General features: G+C 69.7%; 21 protein-coding genes and 1 pseudogene. 6 read left to right on the forward strand and 16 right to left on the reverse strand.

The window, feature by feature from the left end:
• Positions 1 to 182: 182 nt before the first annotated feature.
• The 7 genes from GA0115254_RS13500 to GA0115254_RS13530 all read right to left on the reverse strand — a co-directional run bounded on the left by GA0115254_RS13500 (position 183) and on the right by GA0115254_RS13530 (position 6188).
• A complete protein-coding gene (locus GA0115254_RS13500; protein ID WP_093895510.1) occupies positions 183 to 929 on the reverse strand; it encodes a class I SAM-dependent methyltransferase in 747 nt (248 codons plus the stop codon).
• Between the two features lie 500 nt (positions 930 to 1429).
• On the reverse strand, positions 1430 to 1726 hold the full coding sequence (locus GA0115254_RS13505) for a GYD domain-containing protein (RefSeq protein WP_093895511.1): 297 nt from the start codon (positions 1724 to 1726) through the stop codon (positions 1430 to 1432).
• Between the two features lie 421 nt (positions 1727 to 2147).
• Positions 2148 to 2345 (reverse strand): hypothetical protein, encoded by a 198-nt coding sequence (locus GA0115254_RS45230; protein ID WP_218105538.1) that lies wholly within the window; start codon positions 2343 to 2345, stop codon positions 2148 to 2150.
• 410 nt (positions 2346 to 2755) lie between these two features.
• A complete protein-coding gene (locus GA0115254_RS13515; protein WP_256102549.1) occupies positions 2756 to 3319 on the reverse strand; it encodes a flavoprotein in 564 nt (187 codons plus the stop codon).
• Positions 3320 to 3789: 470 nt separating this feature from the next.
• A complete protein-coding gene (locus GA0115254_RS13520) occupies positions 3790 to 4632 on the reverse strand; it encodes a YihY/virulence factor BrkB family protein (RefSeq protein ID WP_256102550.1) in 843 nt (280 codons plus the stop codon).
• A 586-nt stretch (positions 4633 to 5218) separates the two neighbouring features.
• Positions 5219 to 5548 carry a branched-chain amino acid transporter permease gene (locus tag GA0115254_RS13525; RefSeq protein WP_093895514.1) on the reverse strand — a complete coding sequence of 110 codons (330 nt, stop codon included), beginning with the start codon at positions 5546 to 5548 and terminating at the stop codon, positions 5219 to 5221.
• Complete coding sequence (locus GA0115254_RS13530; protein ID WP_256102556.1) at positions 5541 to 6188, reverse strand: AzlC family ABC transporter permease; 648 nt, start codon at positions 6186 to 6188, stop codon at positions 5541 to 5543. The genes GA0115254_RS13525 and GA0115254_RS13530 overlap by 8 nt, the downstream gene beginning before the upstream one ends.
• 182 nt (positions 6189 to 6370) lie before the next feature.
• Between GA0115254_RS13530 and GA0115254_RS13535 the strand changes: the two genes are divergently transcribed.
• Both GA0115254_RS13535 and GA0115254_RS45980 read left to right on the forward strand, forming a co-directional pair.
• Positions 6371 to 6817 (forward strand): Lrp/AsnC family transcriptional regulator, encoded by a 447-nt coding sequence (locus GA0115254_RS13535; protein ID WP_218105539.1) that lies wholly within the window; start codon positions 6371 to 6373, stop codon positions 6815 to 6817.
• Between the two features lie 331 nt (positions 6818 to 7148).
• Positions 7149 to 7790 (forward strand): annotated as a pseudogene (locus GA0115254_RS45980) (phosphatase PAP2 family protein); the annotation flags it as partial.
• A gap of 42 nt (positions 7791 to 7832) precedes the next feature.
• On the opposite strand, the gene GA0115254_RS45985 reads toward GA0115254_RS45980, so the two are convergent.
• From GA0115254_RS45985 to GA0115254_RS13555, 4 genes are all read right to left on the reverse strand, one after another.
• Entirely contained in the window at positions 7833 to 8519 is a 687-nt protein-coding gene (locus tag GA0115254_RS45985; RefSeq protein ID WP_093895517.1) for a response regulator, read from the reverse strand.
• Between the two features lie 34 nt (positions 8520 to 8553).
• Positions 8554 to 9981 (reverse strand): sensor histidine kinase, encoded by a 1428-nt coding sequence (locus tag GA0115254_RS13550; RefSeq protein WP_370740869.1) that lies wholly within the window; start codon positions 9979 to 9981, stop codon positions 8554 to 8556.
• 383 nt (positions 9982 to 10364) lie between these two features.
• The gene (locus GA0115254_RS47540; protein WP_015034725.1) at positions 10365 to 10439 is read right to left on the reverse strand and encodes a 50S ribosomal protein bL37; all 75 of its coding nucleotides are present in this window, start codon (positions 10437 to 10439) and stop codon (positions 10365 to 10367) included.
• A gap of 43 nt (positions 10440 to 10482) precedes the next feature.
• Positions 10483 to 11451, reverse strand: coding sequence for a MerR family transcriptional regulator (locus GA0115254_RS13555; RefSeq protein WP_093895519.1), 969 nt, complete (start codon positions 11449 to 11451; stop codon positions 10483 to 10485).
• A gap of 768 nt (positions 11452 to 12219) precedes the next feature.
• Here GA0115254_RS13555 and GA0115254_RS13565 point away from each other — a divergent pair.
• The 3 genes from GA0115254_RS13565 to GA0115254_RS13575 all read left to right on the forward strand — a co-directional run bounded on the left by GA0115254_RS13565 (position 12220) and on the right by GA0115254_RS13575 (position 14461).
• Positions 12220 to 12654 carry a DUF7144 family membrane protein gene (locus GA0115254_RS13565; protein ID WP_093895521.1) on the forward strand — a complete coding sequence of 145 codons (435 nt, stop codon included), beginning with the start codon at positions 12220 to 12222 and terminating at the stop codon, positions 12652 to 12654.
• 82 nt (positions 12655 to 12736) lie between these two features.
• Positions 12737 to 14104 (forward strand): DUF1254 domain-containing protein, encoded by a 1368-nt coding sequence (locus GA0115254_RS13570; protein WP_256102551.1) that lies wholly within the window; start codon positions 12737 to 12739, stop codon positions 14102 to 14104.
• Positions 14105 to 14236: 132 nt separating this feature from the next.
• On the forward strand, positions 14237 to 14461 hold the full coding sequence (locus tag GA0115254_RS13575; protein WP_093895522.1) for a DUF2277 domain-containing protein: 225 nt from the start codon (positions 14237 to 14239) through the stop codon (positions 14459 to 14461).
• On the opposite strand, the gene GA0115254_RS13580 is transcribed toward GA0115254_RS13575, so the two are convergent.
• From GA0115254_RS13580 to GA0115254_RS13595, 4 genes are all read right to left on the reverse strand, one after another.
• Positions 14448 to 15128: a DedA family protein gene (locus GA0115254_RS13580; RefSeq protein ID WP_093895523.1), complete on the reverse strand. Its 681-nt coding sequence runs from the start codon at positions 15126 to 15128 to the stop codon at positions 14448 to 14450. The two genes, GA0115254_RS13575 and GA0115254_RS13580, sit on opposite strands and share 14 nt — an antisense overlap.
• A gap of 261 nt (positions 15129 to 15389) precedes the next feature.
• Positions 15390 to 15848, reverse strand: a complete 459-nt coding sequence (locus tag GA0115254_RS13585; protein ID WP_093895524.1) for a DoxX family protein — start codon at positions 15846 to 15848, stop codon at positions 15390 to 15392.
• An 83-nt stretch (positions 15849 to 15931) separates the two neighbouring features.
• Positions 15932 to 17686, reverse strand: coding sequence for an alkaline phosphatase D family protein (locus GA0115254_RS13590; protein WP_093895525.1), 1755 nt, complete (start codon positions 17684 to 17686; stop codon positions 15932 to 15934).
• A 180-nt stretch (positions 17687 to 17866) separates the two neighbouring features.
• Positions 17867 to 18511, reverse strand: coding sequence for an HNH endonuclease family protein (locus tag GA0115254_RS13595; RefSeq protein ID WP_093895526.1), 645 nt, complete (start codon positions 18509 to 18511; stop codon positions 17867 to 17869).
• Positions 18512 to 18779: 268 nt separating this feature from the next.
• Here GA0115254_RS13595 and GA0115254_RS13600 point away from each other — a divergent pair, with 268 nt between their 5' ends.
• Positions 18780 to 19514 (forward strand): ABC transporter permease, encoded by a 735-nt coding sequence (locus GA0115254_RS13600; protein ID WP_093895527.1) that lies wholly within the window; start codon positions 18780 to 18782, stop codon positions 19512 to 19514.
• 48 nt (positions 19515 to 19562) lie between these two features.
• Here the strand turns inward: GA0115254_RS13600 and GA0115254_RS13605 are convergent, their stop codons facing one another.
• On the reverse strand, positions 19563 to 20231 hold the full coding sequence (locus tag GA0115254_RS13605; protein WP_305136789.1) for an HAD-IA family hydrolase: 669 nt from the start codon (positions 20229 to 20231) through the stop codon (positions 19563 to 19565).
• Positions 20232 to 20472 lie beyond the last annotated feature (241 nt).

Consider the following 20472-nt stretch of genomic DNA (forward strand, 5'->3'; position numbering starts at 1 on the left):
CGGCTTCGTTCACCTAGCCAGCGACAGCGTTTGTCGATCTGTTCGAGCAGCAGTTCGTGCCCAGCCTCGCAGTGAGTGTTCACGGGCAATGACGGCACCGCTGTCCGCCAGCGGCGGTTCGGTAAAACGGATCACCGGGATTCGCCGCCCGGGGAAGGTCGTCAGCCTGCCGCAGTGCTGCGTCAACGGGTAGCAACGGCCAAGCTGACCACGTAGTGCTCCTCGACCGTCCCGTTCGGGAAGACCTTGGCGAGGAGGTCGCGTTCCTGGGCAAGGAACGTGTTGGTCGCCTCCTTGCCGAGAACGAGGAAGTCGGAGTAGCTGGAGAGGTTGGCGAGATGCTTGTCGAGAGGAACGCTCCGGGTCCACGGCACGTGCCGGTTGACGAAGCCGAGCTGGGGCGGCAGTCCGCGGAATCGAGCCATGGGATCGGGGGCGCTGTCGGCGGCTCCGAAGAGGCGCCGCAGGCGGGCGTCCTGGTCGGCAATCCACGGAACAGCGCTGTCTGAGTCGTTCCACCAGAGGGCGAGTGCACCACCGGTGCGAAGGACTCGGAGAGCTTCCGGTACGGACTTGCGCTGATCGGTCCAGTGCCAGGCTTGGGCATACGTGAGGATGTCGATGGAGCCGGAGGCCAGCGGCAGATTGTTGCCGTCACCGATCACGAGCGGGACTCCGGGCAGGCTGAGGCGGAACTGCGAGGCCATTCCGGGGCCGGGCTCGACCGCGATGACGTTCGCACCGCGGGCGCGGAGGAGCGTCGTCGCCAGTCCGGTGCCGGCCCCGACGTCCGCGACACGGGCGTCCTTCAGGGGGCAGCCGGTGAGTTCCTCGACCGCGTCGAGCAAGGCGGGCGGGTATGAAGGGCGGTTCGCAGCGTAACTGGCGGCAGCCAAGTCGAATGAGCGAGCCTGCGAAGTGATCGTCATACGAACATTCTTGACGGGGCACAGGTGCTTGGCCTCGTACTTTTGTGCCTTTCCTTCGACGGTAGGCAGTCACCGGGTACGTCGGCGGGTGCACCAGCGTGACGGCGCGCCTCCCAAGCCCGTCGACAAGCGACGTCACCACCACTGCTCGATAAAGCGCCCGTGGGGGCGGAGTGAGTAGAAACCTTCTCTACGGGTTCAAGGCTCCGGACGCCTCGTTGCCGAGGTGTTCGGAGTTGTCACCGGCCGAGATGAGCAGGACGGCGGCGCTGTCCGGGCCGACGCCGTGGACGCGAGCAGATCAGGAGCAGTCGCTTTAATTGCTTCGGTTATCCGCTTGGTGAGGTCGTTGATCTCTCACCTCCAACCGATCACGGTTGGGGGCCTTTGGCATCCATTTCTGAGTCATGGGTGTGGTCACTCACGGCCGGCACGCTGCTTGAGCATGCGGTCCAGGCGACTCACTGCCTCGCGCTGGGTGTCCTGAACGACGTGAGTCGTCAGCCAGCCGCCTTGGCGATGATGCGCTCCATCGCTTCTGGGCCGAAGGCCCGCAGAGTCGTGGACCGGACGTTGCCCACCCCACCGAGCTGCAGGAGTGCTGCCGTGGCAGTTTCGTCGTCGGGTGCCTCGACGATGGCCACGAGGTCATACGGACCGACGGTCCAGTAGATGCTCAGGAGCTTCGCCCCGAGCTTCTGTACCGCTGACCCGAAGGCCTCGGCGCGCTGTGCGGTGTCCTTGTAGTTTTGGACCCCTTGATCGGTCCAGCTCAGCAAGGTGACGTACGTCGGCATGTTCTTTCACCTTCACGAGGAGACACATCGTGAGGCCAAGCCTGGACATCTGAGCCAGAACCCGCACGAGATACGCACCCGAACGAGCAACACGAGCGACCACAGGCACCGAGGGGCAGGCCGACAGCCATGCCTGACATCCACGCCTGACATCAACGACAGCGGACATCAATGGTCGCCGCGGTTCTCTGCGGAGTAGATGCAGTCATACAGCCGTAGCGATCCAGGGCCGCTGTTCTCCCTCACGAACGCATCGAGGGCGTTTCTGAACGCCACTCGGCGACTCTTCGGATCAGCTCGGCGTTACCCGTTCTCGCAATCACTCGCGTCAGGAGGGGCCTCGGTCCAGCAGCGCCGCAGCCATGAAGTGCGAATGGGGACGTAGCCCACGGTTCGGTTCGGGACTGGCAACGGGGTGCGGTCAGCGGCTGCGCAAAGCCTCGTCGAGTCTGTCGCGTAGTGTGCGTGCAGCCTTGGGCGACAGCAGCGCCTCCATCTCGCCGTCGTCGAAGAGGGCGAGCCGGATGTGGTCGTGGAGGCCTGTGGTGGCGACATCGATGCTGATTGATGGGTCGCCCCGGCGTGGTAGCGAGCGGCCTCGTTGTTGTCCCGTCGCCAACGTACTCGGTCTGTGACGAGCGTGCTGCCCACCCCGATCACCGCACCCACCGCCGTGGCGACCAACGCTGTCCATTCCATGGCCCGGAGACTATGAGTCCGCCGAGCCCGGCGGCCAGGGTCCCTTGACTCTTCTGTCATCGCATCCCAGGGGCGCCATCCCGGGGCCGTCTCGGGGCCGTGGTAGGGCGCTCAACGATGACCAACTCTGTCAACTGCCGACAGCTCAGCAGCAGGTCACGGTGTTGATCGATGACGTGACCGCAGGTCGGGAACCCGGCGTGTCGCTTCTTCGGCTTCTGAACTGTTGGTTCGTCGGAACGTGAAGCGTGTGGGGTGGTTGGGGAGCGAAGAGCATACGTGAGTGGCCCGGTGACCAGGGCTTCAGCCACGGGTCATCATTGATGGGGCTCAGTTCGACCGGCGAGAAACATCGGTTGCCGCCTCCTGGACGGACTCCATGATCGTGGACCATGGCAGCTCTCGAACTTCTGGGCCCTCGCGGGGTTCATGCAATGGCCAGACGTCAGGGCCGTAGACGAGATCCACGTCGGCCTTCCTCAGTGACTCGATGTGCCCCTGCCATGCCGGATGTCTTGCATGAGCTGCGTTGACCCGGGGGAACACCACGACGGGGACGCCGATCGTGCCGAGCGCCTCGCTCACCTGCGTCAGGGCTTGGTTGTCGGCGATGCCCGTCGCGAGCTTGGCGATGTAGTTCGCACTCGCGGGGGCGACGACGTAGCAGTCGGCGACCGGGTGGGGGCGGGGCTCAGTCGGCAGACGAGGTGTGTCCCGCACCGGCAGGCCGGTCAGTGTCTCCAGCCGGTCCAGCTCGCCGTTGGCCCTCAACCATCGGGCGGCATTCGGCGTCAGGGTCACGGCTACCTGCCAGCCGAGGGCGATGGCCGGCTCCACCAGTCCAGCGCGCAGCGTCTCGATTCCATCGGCTGCCGTACCTACGACTGCCAGCACTCCGCGACTGCCTACGCTCACCGTTCCACCGCCCCGTATCGGTCCGTCCCCAAGGCGAGCAGTACAGCAGACGAGCAGTACAGCAAAGAAGTGCAGCAACCACACCGACCACCAGCCACCGTGGCTGATCCCTACAGCCCGTGTGGCCGGGCCGACAGACCGCGGTGACCGTTGTGCCGATGGTTCGGGCCGAGGGGGTCACAGTTGAGCCCCCTCCCGTCGCCCCCGTTGCCGACCTGCACCGAGACATCAGGACGACCGGCCGACAGGATCAGGGCCGGCAGCTTCTTCGCCCCCGCAGGCGTTCCTTCTGCGAGGACCGCGCAGCAGGATCTGGTTTCTGTGAATTTCGAGCTGGGTACCGAGGCGGTTGTCGGCGACCGGCGAGGTCTGTCGCCAGGAGCCGCAACTCTTCCGGATCCGCTTCCTCGTCGCATTCGACCGCGTCGGGCGGTGGCCGGCCGTGCCCGTCAGTGGTTCGAGCCCTTGATCCGATGATGAGAGACCTGTTCCCGTGCCGTGCGCCACCGCGACCGAGTCTGCTCGACCACCCTGTCCCACTGCAGGCGGACCTCGTGGTCGGAAGGGCGGTGTCCCTGACGGATCCGGCTGAGCTCGTCTCGTACTTCTCGTCCCAGTGCCGCCGATGCAACCAGGGCGAGCATGGCGGCGAAGAGCGCAGAGAGCATCGCGAAGACAGCACCGACCACTCCGTAGCGTGCTGCGGAGGAATTGAAGAGATGCGGCATGTAGATGGTTGCGCCCACTGAGTAGGCCGCCGTCAGGACGGCGCCGGTGACGCCGAAGGGAAGCAGGTCCGGCCGGCTGATCCGCTTCGCCGACAGGATCCGGCCGCTCCAGACGAGGAATGCGGCGGTCACCAGTACCCCACACAGCGAGGCGGCCAGATCCAGCGCGCCCCCGCCACGGAGCGCGGAGAGCAATGTGGTGACCACTACGTAGCCGCCGAGAGTGAGAATCCACCACAAGCCGTTGCGCGTGTTGCGCACACTGAGGGGCTTGAGCTCCCACGCCTGTTCGAAGAGTCGCTGTGCGGCTCGCGCGAAACTCAGCACCGAGATCGTCAGAAACACGACCCCGAAGATGCCCACACTCGCGCTGGCCGCTTCGGCAGGAGAGAACAGCGAGCTGACTGCTGTGGCCCCTGCTCCGGTGAGGTTGTAGCGCCTGATGATCCGCTCTGCGGCGTCGTAGTGCACGAAGTTGCTCAAGACAGCGCCGAGGAGGATGGAGAGCGGGACCAATGCCGTCAGGGCGCTGGACGCCAGGGCCATCGAGCGGTCGAAACCCACGATCTTCTGAAACCGGTTGATGACTCGCAACGCGAAGGCCGGCCGCAGCCAGAACGTCAGCGTTCTGACGAGGCGCTCTCGATTGATTCTCGTCGTCCTGCCCTCCGTGAAGATCGGGACTTTTGTGGCGAAGCGAGCCTAACGGCCGGTCGCCCGACCGATGAAGGACGACACGAGAAGCGGCACGCCGGCCGCACGACATCCCGATGCCTCACATCATCATGTAGCCCGCTGTACTACGGGAGATCGGGGCTGAAGGGCTGTGAACGAGCCTTGACGTGGATCAAGCCATCGATCCTGTGGAGGATGTACTGCTGCGGGTGGGGCACCAAGGAGCCTTCTTGGCGCAGCCGGCCATCGAGCAGCCCGTGTTGCCAGGTGGGCAGACCTCAGTGACCGTCATGCCGGTGGTTCATCGAGGGGGCCGACCTGGGCCGGCGCCCTGCCGGAAGAAGCGGGGAATCGCCGTTGTACGTGATCGCGTTGAGCGCGATGGTGCCGGGGGCAGTCGCTGACAACGGCGATGTCCCGGCAATGGGCCTATGGCCGGGGGTAGTTGGCGGGGCGAGGTGCCGGGGGTCGGGCGTCAGTGCGCGAGGAGCGTGCTGGCGAGGACGACGTAGGTGGTGGTGCCGCAGAGGATGCTGAGCAGGGCGTTGCGGCGCCACAGGTGCAGGCCGACGGTGACAGCCAGGGCCGCCAGGGGAGCAAGGGCCCGAGCCTCGGTCACGGGCAGGTCGCGCAGGCAGTAGACGAGCAGGATCACCATGACGCCCACGGGCATGCGGGTGCTGAGGTACTGGACGGTCTTGCTCGCACGCAGTGGTGTGAGGGCGGCGAAGGGCAGGGCGCGCAGGGCCCAGGTGACGGCGGCGGAGACGGCGACCGCGGCGATGAGGTAGGCGGTGTCAGGCACGGGCGGGCCCTTCGGGGGCGGTGAGGTGGCGGCGGACCAGGAGCCCGGCGGTGAACAGGGTGAAGGCGGCCAGAAGCATCTGGCCGGGGAACACGAGCCGGGCGGCCAGGGCGCTCAGGAGAGCGAGGACGGGGGTGGGCAGGTCGTTGCGCCGGTCCCGGACGGCGTCGAGTGCGAGGACGGTGAACAGGGCCGTCAGGGCGAAGTCCAGACCGGTGACGCTGTCAGGGATGAGCGAGCCGAGCAGGGCGCCGATGGTGGCGCTGCCCGCCCAGTACAGGTGCATGAACACCTGGAGCCACAGGATCCGGCGACCGGACCAGGACCGGGCTTCCACGCCGCTGGTCAGCGCGTACGCCTCGTCGGTGAGGGCGAAGGTGCTGTATGCCTTGGCCAGGCGGCCGTGCACGCCGGGAAGCGGGAATGACAGCGCGTAGAAGACGTGCCGGATGTTCACCAGGAGGGCGGTCAGAGCGACCGTCGCGAGCGGGGCGACGGCAGTGACCAGGCCGATGAGCAAGAACTCGAACGATCCGGCGTAGACGAATGTGGTGAACAGGCTTGCCCACCACCAGTCGAGGCCGGACTGGGTGATGAGTGCGCCGAAGGCGAGGCCGAGCGGGACGAGCCCCAGGCCCACGGAGGCGGAGTCCTTGAATGCGGCCCGGGCCTCGGAGGCTGTCTGCGGTGAGGGGGCAGGAGGGGCGGGCCGAGCAGGGCCGCCGACAGTGGCAGGAGGTATTCCCATAGAGAAATTTTAGGTCAAATCGGGCCTTATATGGTTGCTGTTTGTGGCTCTAGGATGGCTCTGTGAGCAATGAAATGGACCTCGATGCGATCGATCGTGAAATTCTGTTTCACCTCCGGCAGGACGGGCGGCTGACCAACGTCGAGCTGGCCAAGCGCGTCGGTCTGACCCCGCCGCCGTGCCTGCGTCGAGTCAAGCGACTGGAGGAGTCCGGCGTCATCTCCGGCTACCGGGCAGTCATCGACCCCGCGGCCGTAGGCCGGGAACTGGAGGTCCTGGTCGACGTCGAGGTGTACGCCACCGACCGCAGGACGGTCCAGGAGTTCGAGGACACCGTGTCCTCCTACGAGGAAGTCGTCGAGCTCCGGCGGTTCTTCGGGCGCCCCGACTACTTCCTCCGTGTCGCTGTCGCCGACCACGCCGCTTATGAAGCCTTCCTGACCGGCAAGCTCACCGGACTGCCCGGAGTCCTGCGCACGGAATCGCACCTGACCATGAAGAAGATCAAGACCGAGTCCTGACCGGCACGCGAAGGGTGCCGCCGCAGTCCCCTTTTCGCGAACCTTCCTGAAATCTTCTCGGAGCGTCGGTGGTCCGGCGGGAGACCGAGGGCGGGCGCGGCGCTGCCATGGACGGCCTCCGCCCAGCTGGCGGCCTCCGTGCCGACGTTCGTGCTCCCCCGGAGCGACGGCTTTCCGTCCTCCGGTCGCATCCACACCCGCGACCTCGATCGAATGCATCAGGGCCGCTGAACCCGCCCCGCAGGCACGGGCACCCCTGACGATCGTCAGAGGGAGGCCCTTGCCCTTCGGCCCGGGTTTCCCGCCTTCCCGGCTTCTAGGTTCACTTCCCATGAAGCGAGAAACCGGAAGAAACAGGACCCGGAACGGACGGCCGTTGGCCGCCTGTGTCGTGCTGGGGGCGGGCGCGGCCGTCGTCGTGGGGCTTGCCCCGGGCGGATCGGGCAGGGCCGGAGCCGTGGAGGTGACGGGCGGCGCGTCCGCGTCCGCGTACCGGTCGGTGACCGGGGCGGTGGCTGACGGTCCCTCATGGACGGGGCCGCTGCTGGAGGTGGCGACCGAGGGCACCCTGGTGGCTCTCGGGCTGCTGTTGGTGTGGACCTGGTGGAGTGCCGTACGGCGTGGGGACACCCGGCTGTCCGCCGGTACCGTGCTCACCGGCGTCGGGACCGTACTGGCCTACGCGGTCAGCGAGGCCGTGAAGCAGGTGGTGGACGAGGCGCGCCCCTGCCGGGCCCTGCACAGCGGCGCGGAGGCCGTCGCCGAGTGTCCGGCTCCTGGCGACTGGTCCTTCCCGAGCAACCACGCCACCCTGGCCGCCGGCCTCGCGGTGGGCCTGGCCGTGCTGCGGCCGCGCCTCGCCGCCGTCACCCTGCCGCTGGCCGGCGCGGCGGCGCTGCTGCGGGTCCTGGTGGGGGTGCACTACCCGCACGACGTGCTGGCCGGTGCGGTCCTCGGGGGTTCGGTGACGGCGGCTGCGCTGCTCGCCTTCCTGCCGCTGGCCCGGACCGCGGCGTCAGCGCTCGGGAGGCGGCTCGGCAGGCGTGACGATCCCGGCCTCGTGGGCGACGACCGCCGCGGCGGCGCGGTTGTTCACACCCAACCTGGCCAGGACGGAGCTCACATGGGCCTTGACCGTCCCTTCCACCACATGGAGCCGCCGGGCGATCTGTCCGTTGGACAGCCCGCTGCCGAGGAAGGCCAGCACGTCGCGTTCCCGGCCGGTCAGCGCACGGACCTGTTCCCGGGCGGCGGTGCGGCGGCCGGCCAGAGCGCCCGCGCCCGTCGCCGAGAGATGGGCGACGACCCGCGCCGCGACCTTCGGTGACAGATAGGCGGCGCCGTCGGCCACCGCGCGGACTCCCGCGATGAGCTCCTCGGGCTCGCCCGACTTGATCAGGAAGCCCGCGGCGCCGCCTCCGAGCGCCTGGAGGATGTAGTCGTCCTCGCCGAAGGTCGTGAGCATCACGATCCCCGTCTCCGGCACGGTGCGCCGGATCTCGGCCGCCGCCTCGATGCCGTTCATCCCGGGCATCCGGATGTCGAGCACGGCGACGGCCGGGCGATGGCGGCGGACCAGCTCCACGGCGTCGTGCCCGTCGGCGGCCTCGGCGACGACGTCGATTTCCGGATCGGTGGACAGCACGGAGCCCACGCCCCTGCGGATCATCGGCTCGTCGTCGGCGATCAGCACCCGGATCATCGGCCGCGCACCGTTCCTTCCCTGCATGGTGCACTCATGGGGTCAGGGCCTCCTTGGACATCAGCCTGCCGTTCCGGAAACAGAGCCGGTAGGTGTCCCCGGACCGGTCGTCGAAGCGGTCCGCCGTCATCGCGTAGTACTCGCACGTGGTGCCTTCTCCCTTCGGTTCCCCGGCCACCACCGGCCGCTGGGTGGTCTGGCGCTCGGGCAGCAGCCGTTTCACCGTGTCCCGATCCTGTCCCACCCGCAGCCGGGCGTAGTCGCCCGGGTCCAGCACGGACTGCCGGGCCGAGCGGATGTCCCAGCCCATGAGGGCGGCACCCAGCACCGCCCACGCCACCAGGGGCAGCACGACCGCGGTGGCCAGAGCACGGCGGGCACGGCTGCGAGCGTGCCGGTGTTCCGGGGGCAGTGCCGGGGCCGACGGCCGGGGTGCCGCGGCAGGTCGGCGGGCCGGCGGGGTGTGCGGTATCCGCGCGGTGACCTCGAAGCCGCCCGCGTACGGACCGTGTTCGAACGTGCCGCCCGCCAGCCGCACCCGTTCGTCGAGGCCGATCAGGCCTCGCCTTGTGCCCGGCACGCCCTCCGGACCGCTCCGCGCGGGCGAGGGCCCGTTCTTTACCCGGACCGTCGTCTCCTCGGCCGTGTGCGTCACCTCCACGCTCACCCATGCGTGCGGCGCGTGCTTGGCCGCATTGGTCAGGGACTCCTGGACGACGCGGTGGGCGGCTCGCGCGGCCGGTGGCGGTACCCCGTCGGCGTCCCCGTCGATCCGCAGGCCGATCGCGAGGCCGGCGGCTGCGGCCTCCTCGACCAGCCGGGGAATGCCGGTGCCGGGCGGCCGCGGCGGCTCGTCGTCCGCCTCCTCGCGCAGGATGCCGACCACCTCGCCGAGCCGCTCCACCGACGCGGCCGCCCGGGCCCGGATTTCCCCGGCCGCGGCCCGCTGGGCCTCGTCGAGGCCGGGGGCGAGCTTGAGGGCGCCCGCCGACAGGGCGATGAGACTGAGGTCGTGCCCGAGGACGTCGTGCATGTCCTGGGCGATCCGGGCCCGTTCCCGGGAACGCGCCTGTTCGGCGACGAGCTGCTGTTCGCGCTCCAGCCGGCCGGCCCGCTCCCAGCCCGCCCGGACGAGTTCCTGGTACTGGCGCCAGAAGCGCCCGGCGAACCAGGGCAGCATCGCGGCCATCACCACCACGGCGACGAATCGCCCCGCCATCAGCAGCCACGAGGGCACCAGGGCCACTGCCACGACTCCGCCCGCGACGACCGCGACGAGCACGAGGATCGTGGGTCCGGTCCTTCCCGGCTCCCGACCGGCGAAGAAGGCCGCTGCGGCCGCGGGCAGGGCCCACCACAAACTGACGGCGCTCAGCCCGACACAGCCCGCCGCGACAACGGTCAGAAGGCTCCCCGGTTCGACGGCCCGCCGGGCCGCACCGCTGATCATTGCTCTGTACACCCGTACGACGGTACGCAGCCGAGGGGCGTCCCGGCACTGCCGAAAGTCAACCCTGGGCGTGCGGTGTCCCGATCGCCCCGTTGTCATGCCGTGCGCCGTGCCCCGGCGTCGACAGCGGGGGCCGGACCGGCTCGCCGGGGATCCTGTCGGGCCCGACCCGGCGGGAGCGGTGGTTCTGATGGGGCATGAGCTCGCGGACCGTACCGACCGTCGCCGTCGCGTCGACCGGTGCGCTCCATGAGCAGGACGGTCGGCTTTTCACCCGCGGCGATCCAGACCGGCCCGGTCGTGCGCTCCGGACAAGCCTCATCATCCTGCAGCCACGGACGGGACGCCTCTCAAACGTGGAGTCGGCGTCCCCCCGGGCTGTCTGCTCGGTCGGCTCAGGCGTTGGGACGCTTGCCGTGGTTGGCGTTCTTCTTCTTGCGGGCGCGGCGCTTGTTTCCTCGCTTGGCCATGTTGCATATCTCCCTCATTCGGGACATTTCGGGCTTCGTCAGTCTAGGTTCGACCCGGTGCAGCCGCATCAGAGGTGCCCCGCGGCCGGGCGCGCAGCGCCTGCGTGAACCACGTGAATGCCGGTGTCGGCTCGTCCGGGGGAGGCCAGGCGTTGATCACTGCGAGCAGCTCCAGGTACCGCTGTCGGCGAGGGTCGCTCGCGGTCTCCACCAGGGTCAGCAGTCGTTGGCGGAGGGCGAGGTCGCCGGGGTGGCCGATGTCGTGTGCGTACTCGGTCACGACCGATTCGACGATCGGGTCCGCCTGTGGCGAGGTCGGGGTGATGCCGGCCGTCAGAGCCGGGGCGACGTGGGCGCGGACCGTTGCTGCCGGGTCGCGGCGCAGGCCGGTCGCATCGCCCCGGGCGCGCTCGGCCGCGTGGTGCTGAGCCATGCTGTGCAGCGCGGCGCGGAAGTCGGTGTCCTGGGACAGTTCGGCCAACTCCACCCAGGCCTCCACCTGTTCGGTGTCGGGGGAGCCGGGCAGCTCCGGGGTCATCGAGCGCATGATTCCGGTGAACCCGGCGGGGGCGTCCAGGCCGCCGAACGCGGTGTTGAGGAAATCGCCGATCAGGCGTCGGCGTTCGACCTCCGTGAGCGTGGCCAGTTTGTGCATGAGATCCATTTCCTCAGACGTGGACCCGCGCCTGGCCACCGTCGTCAGCACCGCGTGCCGCGTGCGCAGAGTGCGGATCTGCACCGCCAGGGCCTCGGCGTGCGCTGCGGCGACCTCGGGGAGCGAGAGCTCCCGGTCCACGACCTTCCGGATCGTGGGAAGGTCCAGCCCCAGGTCGCGCAGCGTACGCACCAGGTCGAGGCGTGCGGCGGCGTCGATGCCGTAGCGGCGGTGGCCGGCCGGGCTGCGGTCGGTCGGCGGCACGATCCCGCGGTCGGAGTAGAACCGGATGGTCTTGACCGTCAGCCCGGTCAGCCTGGCCAGATCACCGATCGAGTGGAGCGCGTCGCCGTCCATGTCCCCACTCTCACGCCTCCCCCTACGGGAGACTCAAGCCCGCTCACGTCGTACCGTGTCTCCTTCACATCCGCACCATCCGTACCATCCATCCCGTGGGGGGAATCGATGTCGTACGGCTACCCGCCGCCTCAGCCCGATCGACAGCCTTCGCCGTACCAGCAGTGGCCCGCGGCGGAAGTGGAGATCGTGAACCACTCCGGGGCACGGGCGTCCTGCATCGTGAACGTGGAGTTCATGGACGGGGACGGTACGCGCCACGGCGAGGGGCCGGCGTCGTCGTCCAGCCTGGATGCCGGGCAGAAGTCCGTGGACGGGGCCCAGGGGCTGGGGAAATTCACGGGCAGGCTCACATGCAGGGTCGCGCAGGTGTCGCGGTTCCCGACGCGCTAGTGCTGCGACCGGAAAGGTTCACCGGCTCGCGACGCCCGGAACGGCACCTCGCCGCGTTGTCGCATCACCCGAGTACATCCAGTACGCGGGCAATGCTCCGCCTTGCGATGCACCGCACCGGACGCCGCGAGCTTTCCGGCAAACCTCTCCGGTCACAGCACTAGCCCCGGCACCGCAGCCCCAGCTGTTCAGCCCCTCCGGCCGCTCGGCTCCGACCTGTTCACGGACCGGGTTCTCGCATGACGCACGGCTGCCCGGCTCCACCGCCGCGCTTCCAGGGGCATCACCCGTACGGGCGCGTCCGGGTGGTCGCCCGGGAAGGCGCCACGCAGGGTCGGTTCTGTCCTGCAGTCCCGCTCCGGCCAAGGAGTTCCCATGGCACATTCAGCGCACGCGCCCGGCACGGCCCGTTCCGCCGACCAGGGGGACATCAACCCCTGGGCGGCCGGCGGGATCATGTTCGCCGGTGTGCTGCTTCTCGTCGACGGTGTCTTCGGAGTGATCAAGGGCATCAGCGGTATCGCCTCCGACGAGGTCTACGCGCGCCTCAGCAACTACACGTTCAAGTTCGATGTGGCCGCATGGGGATGGATCCACCTCGTCTTCGGCGTCCTGCTCGGATTCGTCGGCTGGGGCATCCTCAAGGGCGCCACCTGGGCCCGTGTCACGGGTGTCGTACTTGCCGCCGTCAGCCTGGTCCTCAACTTCATGTGGCTGCCGTACCAGCCGATCTGGGCGATCATCTCCATCGCCATCGACACATTCGTGATCTGGGCCCTGTGCACGGAGACCTCGAAGGCGGTCATCTGAGCCGTCAGGGTGTACGGACCCGACTCGGCCTTCCTGGGCGGAGGCGGTCCACGCCGGCCCTTGCCGTGAGCGGGTGCAGTGAGTGAGCGAAGGGACTGCGGTGTCGAAGGAGAACACGGAAGAGCTGGTCGCTCTTGCCGCCGAGGCATATGTCTACGGCTGTCCGCTGGTCCATGGCCTGTCGGCAGTCGAGGACTTCATGCACACGGGCTTCGGTCCGCTGCCGCCCACTCCCTTCAACCACTTCGCGCACTCCGCTCAACTGGGCTTCCCTTACACGCACTTCGTGCCCGCCGACAACGACACCGTCCACTCGATCGCGCACCTCGACCTCTCCGGCGGTCCGGTCGTGCTCCATGTCCCCGACACGGGCGGCGCGTACTACGTGCTGCAGTTCGTGGACGCCTGGACCAACAACTTCGCGTACGTCGGCCGACGTGCCACCGGTACGGGGGCCGGGGACTGGCTCGTCGTACCGCCGGGCTGGTCGGGCAGCGTGCCCGACGGGGTGCGCGGGGTGATCGACGCACCGACCTCCGTCGTCTCCGTCATCGGCCGCAACGCCTGCAACGGTCCGGACGACCTGGAGCGGGTGCGCGCCCTTCAGGCACAGTTCGCCCTCACGCATCTCGAACCGGGTACTCATCGCACGGGACTGCCCGTGCCCGACCCCGATGTACCGGAGCCGCTGAGGTTCTTCGAGCAGCTCAGGGTCTGGATGGCGGACTTTCCGCCGTCCGCGGGCGACCAGGCGTATCAGGACCGGTTCCAGCCGCTGGAGCTGCTGGAGGAGGGGCCCTCGCCGTACGTGTCCGCCGACCCCTCCCTCGTACACGCACTGACCGAGGGCCTCGCGCGGGGCAGAGTGCGGGTGGAGGAGGCGAGCCGGCCCGCGGCGGCGCGCGGGGGCTGGGAGATGGATCCGCATCTCTTCGACTACAACCTCGACTGGCACGGCATCGGGGCCATCGACTCCCCGGAGTGGCGGATCACGGACCGCGAGGCCTCCTATCCGGCCAGAGCGGTGGCGGCACGGACCGCGCTGTGGGGGAGTCACGGGTACGAGGCGGTGTACGCCCACACCGTCCGCGACGCCGACGGTGAGCGGCTGAACGGCGCCCACTCCTATGTGCTGCGCTTCGAGCGGCAGCCGCCGGTCGAAGCGTTCTGGTCCGTGACCATGTACGGCCTGCCGGACGACCGCCTCGTCGAGAACCCGGCCGCGCGGTACTCGATCGGTGACCGCACGCCCGGTCTCGTACACGGCGAGGACGGTTCGCTCACGATCCACATCCAGAGGGAGCGTCCGGCCGCCCCGGATGCGGCGGCGAACTGGCTGCCCGCGCCCGACGGGGACTTCCGACCCGTGCTCGGGCTCTATGCGCCGGGGCCGGAGATCCTCGACGGTACGTACGAGATCCCCGCCGTCGAGCGGAGCGGTGAGCGGTGAGGTGAGCGGCACCGGGAGCGGCGAAGGGACGCGTGGCCCGATGCCATCCGCAGATGCTCGTCCCGCCCGCCCGTAGTCGCAGAGGCCTGCCCCCGCCCGCCCGTTGTCAGTGGCTCGGGTCACACTGGACGCATGTGCCGCAGTATCAAGACCCTTCGCCCACCCGCCCTCCCCGAAGAGGCCACCGAGGAGGAGATCCGGGCCGCCGCCCTGCAGTTCGTACGCAAGGTGTCCGGCTTCCGGGCTCCGGCCGCGCGCAATCAGGAGGTGTTCGACCGGGCCGTCGACGAGATCGCCGAGGCGACCGCCAGGCTGCTGGACGGTCTGGAGATACGGGGCGCCGTCAGGACGTCGTAGTGGCCGTCGCGGTCGATGCCCGGGCGGCGGCTTCCGCTGCCGGGCGCCGCATGACGTACGCGGCCAGGGCGCCCGCCACGAACAGGGCGAGGACCGAAACGGCTGTGCCCACCCAGGTCGCGCCGAGCCACTGGGCGCCGAAGTAGCCGAGGCCCACGCTGTAACCGGCCCAGGCCACGCCCGCCAGGGCCGACCAGGGCAGGAATTCCTTGGCCCTGCGATGCGCGGCGCCCGCGCCCAGGGAGACGACCGAGCGTCCGGCCGGGGCGAAGCGGGCGATGACGACGAGGATGCCGCCGCCCCGGGCCAGGGCGGCGCCGAGGCGTTCCTGCGCGGAGGTGAGGCGGCGGGAGCGGGCGATCGCCCGGTCCAGGCGCTCGCCGCCGCGCCAGGCCAGCCGGTACGCGACAAGATCGCCGAGCACCGAGGCGGTGGCCGCGCACAGGATCAGGGCGAGGAGGGAGGGGACCTCGGGCACCTGCTCGGCGGCGCGCGTCGCGGAGGCCGCGCCTGCGACGGTCGTCGAACCGGCGGCGGCTGCCGTGGCAGCGGTGATCACCAGGACTCCGCTGGGCAGCACGGGCAGAAAGACGTCCAGGAGCACCGAGACCGCGACCACGGCGTAGATCCATGGGCTGCCGGTCAGCGCACCCACACTCTCAAGCACCTACTACTCCCCGATCCGGAACAACGCCGCGACGTCGCAGGGGAGCGGCAGGAGCGGCAGGAGCGGCAGGGCCAGCTGTACAGCGTACGCCTGAGGCTCATCCGGTGATCTACAAATACGGACGATGTTGGAAAGGTCACGTACACCCAGAAATGGGAAGCCCAGGTTCCGGGTGTACGTGAGGGACGGCCCGGGAGCGGAAGGGGCGGTCCCGTGCGGATCGGGCCGTGGCGGCCGTCGGCAGGGCCGCCGCTGCGGCCGTCAGACCGTTACGGCCGGCGCCTGCTCGCGTGCGCGGTCCTCGCCGTCGCTGTCTGCGCCGCCCCGGCTGAACAGCCGGTCCAGGGCCAGCGCGCCGGGGCCGGTGAAGACCAGCAGGAGGAACACCCAGCAGAAGACGGCCGAGGGCTCGCCGCCGTTCTGCAGCGGGAAGAGTGCCTCGGGCTGGTGGACCTTGAAGTACGCGTACGCCATGGAGCCGGAGGAGATCAGGGCGGCGATACGGGTGCCCAGCCCGAGTACCACCAGGCTGCCGCCGACGAGCTGGATGACCGCCGCGTACCAGCCGGGCCAGGTTCCGGCGGGTATGGAACCGCCGCCCATCGCGCCGCCGAGGACGCCGAAGAGCGAGGCGGCGCCGTGGCAGGCGAAGAGCAGGCCTACGACGATCCGGAACAGGGCGAGGGCATAGGGCTGAGCCTGGTTCAGGCGTGTGTGCATGGGGGGAGGGCTCCTTCGGTCTGGTGGGGACGTGAACCGATTGAGTGGCCCAGATTAGGGAAACCTCACCAATGCTTGCAAGTTCAACATTTGGTTGACTGGCTGAAAGTTGTCCCATGGTTGTCGGTCAGGGTGCGGTCCAGCACCGTCTCCAGCTGCGCACCTTCCTTCGTCGCCTTGGCCTGAACCAATGTCAGCGCAGCTTTCCGGCCACGCAAGGTGAGTGTCATGAGCTGATTGCCGAACCACGGTCCGCCGGTCCTGCGCCAGTGGACCGGAGGTGTGCCCGTCCGCCCGTGCCGCGCCAGCAGCCGGCCGAGCCGCCGCCCCGCCCGGCTCCAGCCGAAACGGAAGCCGGCCCTGAGCGCGCCGGGGATCGAGTTGTGCACAGGGGAGCAGGTCAGCTGGAGGACGCGTGCCTCGGGGGCGCCTCCGGGCACCCCGTCCGGCCATGTCGGCTCCGCGATGTACGCGTGGTGCACATCGCCCGACAGCACGCATACCGACGCCGGGGCGTCCGGCCCGCGGCCCGCCTGCCGGATCAGCTCGGTCAGCTCCCCGAAGGAGTCGGGGAAGGCCGCCCAATGTTCCAGGTCGGAGCGTTGGCGCAGCTTTTCGCCGAAGCGCGCCCAGCGCCCCTCGGGCCCGCCGCGCTCGCCACGGCACAGCGCGGCGTTCCACTGCTCCGCGTCGTGGACGAGCGGCGGCAGGAGCCACGGCAGCGAAGTGCCGATCAGGAGATGGTCGTACGAACCGGGGTCGGCCAGGGCCTCCTCGCGCACCCAGCGCGCCTCTTCGGCGTCGAGCATCGACCGCCGCTGCTCGTCGAGCTCGCGGGCCGCGCGGGTGTCCACCATCAGCAGCCGTACTCGGCCGAAAACACGTCGGTAGCTCCAGCGCGTACGGGTCGGTTCGGCGTCCGCCTGGGCGGCGAAGCGGCGCAGCGTCTCGGTGCCGTCCGGGGCGGCGCGGACCGCGGCGTAGAGCGGGTCGGTGGTCAGTTCGGCGGGGGAGAGATTGCCGAGATGCTGATAGACCCAGTACGACATCAGCCCGCTGACGATCCGCTCATGCCACCAGTGGGTGGCCCGCATGGCGGTGAGCCAGGCCTCGCTGGTGTTCCAGTCATCTATGACGTCGTGGTCGTCGAAGATCATGCAACTGGGGACGGTGGAGAGCAGCCAGCGCACCTCGGGGTCGCGCCACGACTCGTCGTAAAGACAGGTGTAGTCCTCGTAGTCCGCCACCTGGGGGCCGGGCGGCTCGCGCAGATCGCGGCGTGCGGCGAGGCGGCGGCGGGTCGCCTGCGATGTCTCGTCCGCGTAGACCTGGTCGCCGAGGAGCAGCAGTACGTCGGGGCGTTCCGCGTCGGGGTCGTCGGCGAGTCGGGTGGCAAGGGTGTCGAGGGCGTCCGGGCCGGCCGGGTCCGGCAGGTCCGCGCGCGGACCGGGGCCGGAGGAGAGGTCCCGCTCGCCGGCCGGGGGAGCGGCCCAGCGGCAGGAACCGAAGACGGCCCGTACGGTCCGGTGGTCCGTCTCCTCGGCCAGGGGCGGGGTGGTGATGGTGCTCGGAGGGAAGCGGGAGTTCTCGGGCGGCCACACCCGTCGCTCGTCGAGCAGCACCTCGTACGCGGTGGTCGAGCCCGGTGTCAGGCCCGCCACCACGACCAGCGCGTAGTGGTGACCGGAGATCGCGAACGTACGGGAGGAGCCCGACGCGCCGTCCGCGCAACGGACTTCGGCCGTGCACGGCCGGTCCGCCTCGACCCAGACGGTAGCGGTCGTGGCGGTCTCCCAGTCGACGTACCGCAGCAGTGGTCCCAGCCGGAGCCCGGCCATGGCGTGCCCTCCTCGCGTCGTCCCGGTGTACGGGTACGGAGCCGTGCGGCGTGCACGGCTCCGTACGGTACGGAACGACGGGGGAGGGCGGGCCGGTTCCGCTCAGCGGCCCCCGGCTCTTCGGCGAGGGGCCGGACGCGGTTGCCCGGCGCGGTCCTCGCCGTGTCGTGCAGCGGCCGTTCAGCAGCCGTTCAGGACGGACTGCAGGGCGCTCTTCTCGGCCGAGTCGACGCTCAGGTTGTAGTAGTGCTTCACATGCACCCAGGCGCGCACGTACGTGCACCGGTACGCGGTGCGCGAGGGAAGCCAACTGGCCGGGTCCTGGTCGCTCTTGGACTGGTTGACATTGTCGGTGACCGCGATCAGCTGCGGGCGCGTCAGGTCATTGGCGAACGCCTGCCGTTGGGCGGTCGTCCAGCTGCTGGCGCCCGATCGCCAGGCCTCGGCGAGCGGGACCATGTGGTCGATGTCCAGATCGGATGCGGCGGTCCAGGTGGCACCGTCGTACTCCGAGTACCAACTTCCGCTGACGGCTGCGCAGCTGGAGTCCTGCGTCACATTCGTGCCGTCCCGCTTGAGGACGACCTCGCGGGTGTTGCATGTGCCCGACTGGGTGATCCAGTGCGGGAACTTGTCGCGACTGTAGCCGGTCGAGGAGCCCTCCGCGGAAACCGTCAGTTCGCTCAGATAGGTACGGGCGGTCGATGCGGAGACCGGGGTGGGCATGGCCGCCTGAGCGGCGGGGGCGGTGAGTAGTCCGGTGGTTGCGGCGAGGGCGGCGGATGCGGCGACGACAGCGATGCGACGCGCGTAGACACCTGACATGCGAACTCCCTTGATGTGGGGGGACCTTGGACGGGTGACCCGTGGGGCCCGGCCATCGTGGCGGCGCCAGGTTTCCGTGGGGTGGGCGCCAGGTAACAGAGTGGCGACATGGGCACGTCACAATCAAGAGTTCTGACGAACAGGGCCGGGGCATGGGGGCGTACGTCCGCATCTGTGCGGGCGCACGTGCTGACGCACCGGCAATTCGGCGGTCCGGTGGGCCGATTCGCGCAGGGACTGCGAGCCCGGCCGGTCGTAGGGTTACGGCGTGCTGCTACCGGTCAACATCACGCTCGGGGTCGTCCTGGCCCTGCTGCTCGCGGCGGCGGCCTCCGTCGCCGCCCTGGCCTCGCTCGGCCGGTCGCGCGAGATCCTGCTGGCCGGGCTGCGGGCCGCGGTCCAACTCGGCGCGGTTTCCCTGCTCATCGGCTGGGTGGTCCGTTCGCTGCCGCCGCTGCTCGCGTTCGTGGCGCTGATGTACGCCGTGGCGGTACGGACCGCGGGCCGCCGGATCACCCGCAATCGCACCTGGTGGTGGGCGTTTCTGCCGATCGGGGCGGGGGTCGCGCCGGTGGTCGCCCTGCTGCTGCTCACCGGACTCGTCCCGGTCCGGGGCATCGCACTGATCCCGGTGACCGGCATCCTCATCGGGGGTGCGCTGACCGCGACCGTGCTCGGCGGGCGGCGGGCGCTGGACGAGTTGACGACCCGGCGCGGGGAGGTGGAGGCGGGCATGGCGCTCGGACTGCTCGACCGTGACGCGAGGCTGGAGATCGCCCGGCCCGCGGCGGCGGACGCGCTGCTGCCGGGGCTCGATCAGACGCGGACGGTGGGGCTCGTCACCTTGCCGGGCGCCTTTGTGGGCATGCTGCTGGGCGGCGCCTCGCCGGTCCAGGCGGGGGCCGTGCAGCTGTTCGTACTGGTGGCGCTCATGGCCGTACAGGCGGTGGCCGTCACGACCGTGCTCGAACTGGTGGCACGGGGACGGCTGCACCGGGACTGAGGACTGCCGGAGGCCGGCTGTCGCGGACCGAGGCCCGCCGGGGCCCGGCTATCGCGCGCTGATGTGCAGCCGGATCGAACCGTCGGCCGCCGCTTCCACCCGGAGCCGAGTCAGGTCCTCGACGTGCGCGTCGGGCGAGAGTGCTGCGGCCCGCGGGCCGACGCCCACGACGCGCATGCCCGCCGCCCGGCCGGCCGCGATGCCCGCCTCCGAGTCCTCGAAGACGACACAGTCCGCCGGGGCGAAGCCCAGCTCGGCCGCCCCCTTGAGGAAGCCCTCGGGGTCCGGCTTGCTCGCGCCGACGCTCTCGGCGGTGACGCGGGTGACCGGCATCCGAAGTCCGGACGCGGTCATCCGGGTCCGGGCCAGCGCCTCGTCGGCCGAGGTGACCAGGGCGTGCGGGAGACCGGCGATCGCGTCCATGAAGGCGGGTGCGCCGGCGATCGGGACGACGCCGTCGGTGTCGGCGGTCTCCTCGGCGAGCATCGCCCGGTTGTCCGCGTGGTTCTGCTCCATCGGACGGTCCGGGAGGAGCACCGCCATGGTGGCGTACCCCTGCCGCCCGTGAACCACCTTGAGCGCGGCCTCCGGGTCGAGCCCCTCCCGCAGTGCCCAGCGCCGCCAGCAGCGCTCCACGACGGCGTCGGAGTTCACGAGGGTGCCGTCCATGTCCAGGAGCAATGCCTTAAAAACACCAATGGTCTCTGACCTGGGCAAGGGGGCCATCCTCTATGCGAGACAAGTTTGTTTCACCACGATACAAAGAGGATGCTGCTCTGGCCAATCCAGAGATGTGACGGAGTCCCGACCGCACTCGCGACCGGGACTCCGGTATTCTCTATCGCCGACGCACTCGGTGTACCGCTCGCCGACCTCGTACGCGAATGAGCCCCGGCCGGCCGACGGGGGGCGGCCGACCGGGGCGGTCTAGGGACGGTGTGGCTCCGTCAGTTCCCGC

Source organism: Streptomyces sp. Ncost-T10-10d, from assembly GCF_900091955.1.
Taxonomy (GTDB): domain Bacteria; phylum Actinomycetota; class Actinomycetes; order Streptomycetales; family Streptomycetaceae; genus Streptomyces.

Excerpts from the sequence above, each read along its gene's own strand:
- GA0115254_RS45985 (WP_093895517.1), bottom strand. The coding sequence starts at position 8,519 with ATGATCCGGGTGCTGATCGCCGACGACGAGCCGATGATCCGCAGGGGC.
- GA0115254_RS13565 (WP_093895521.1), top strand. The coding sequence starts at position 12,220 with ATGGCACATTCAGCGCACGCGCCCGGCACGGCCCGTTCCGCCGACCAG.
- GA0115254_RS13585 (WP_093895524.1), bottom strand. The coding sequence starts at position 15,848 with ATGCACACACGCCTGAACCAGGCTCAGCCCTATGCCCTCGCCCTGTTC.
- GA0115254_RS13595 (WP_093895526.1), bottom strand. The coding sequence starts at position 18,511 with ATGTCAGGTGTCTACGCGCGTCGCATCGCTGTCGTCGCCGCATCCGCC.
- GA0115254_RS13500 (WP_093895510.1), bottom strand. The coding sequence starts at position 929 with ATGACGATCACTTCGCAGGCTCGCTCATTCGACTTGGCTGCCGCCAGT.
- GA0115254_RS13535 (WP_218105539.1), top strand. The coding sequence starts at position 6,371 with ATGGACCTCGATGCGATCGATCGTGAAATTCTGTTTCACCTCCGGCAG.
- GA0115254_RS13590 (WP_093895525.1), bottom strand. The coding sequence starts at position 17,686 with ATGGCCGGGCTCCGGCTGGGACCACTGCTGCGGTACGTCGACTGGGAG.
- GA0115254_RS13505 (WP_093895511.1), bottom strand. The coding sequence starts at position 1,726 with ATGCCGACGTACGTCACCTTGCTGAGCTGGACCGATCAAGGGGTCCAA.
- GA0115254_RS13575 (WP_093895522.1), top strand. The coding sequence starts at position 14,237 with ATGTGCCGCAGTATCAAGACCCTTCGCCCACCCGCCCTCCCCGAAGAG.
- GA0115254_RS13555 (WP_093895519.1), bottom strand. The coding sequence starts at position 11,451 with ATGGACGGCGACGCGCTCCACTCGATCGGTGATCTGGCCAGGCTGACC.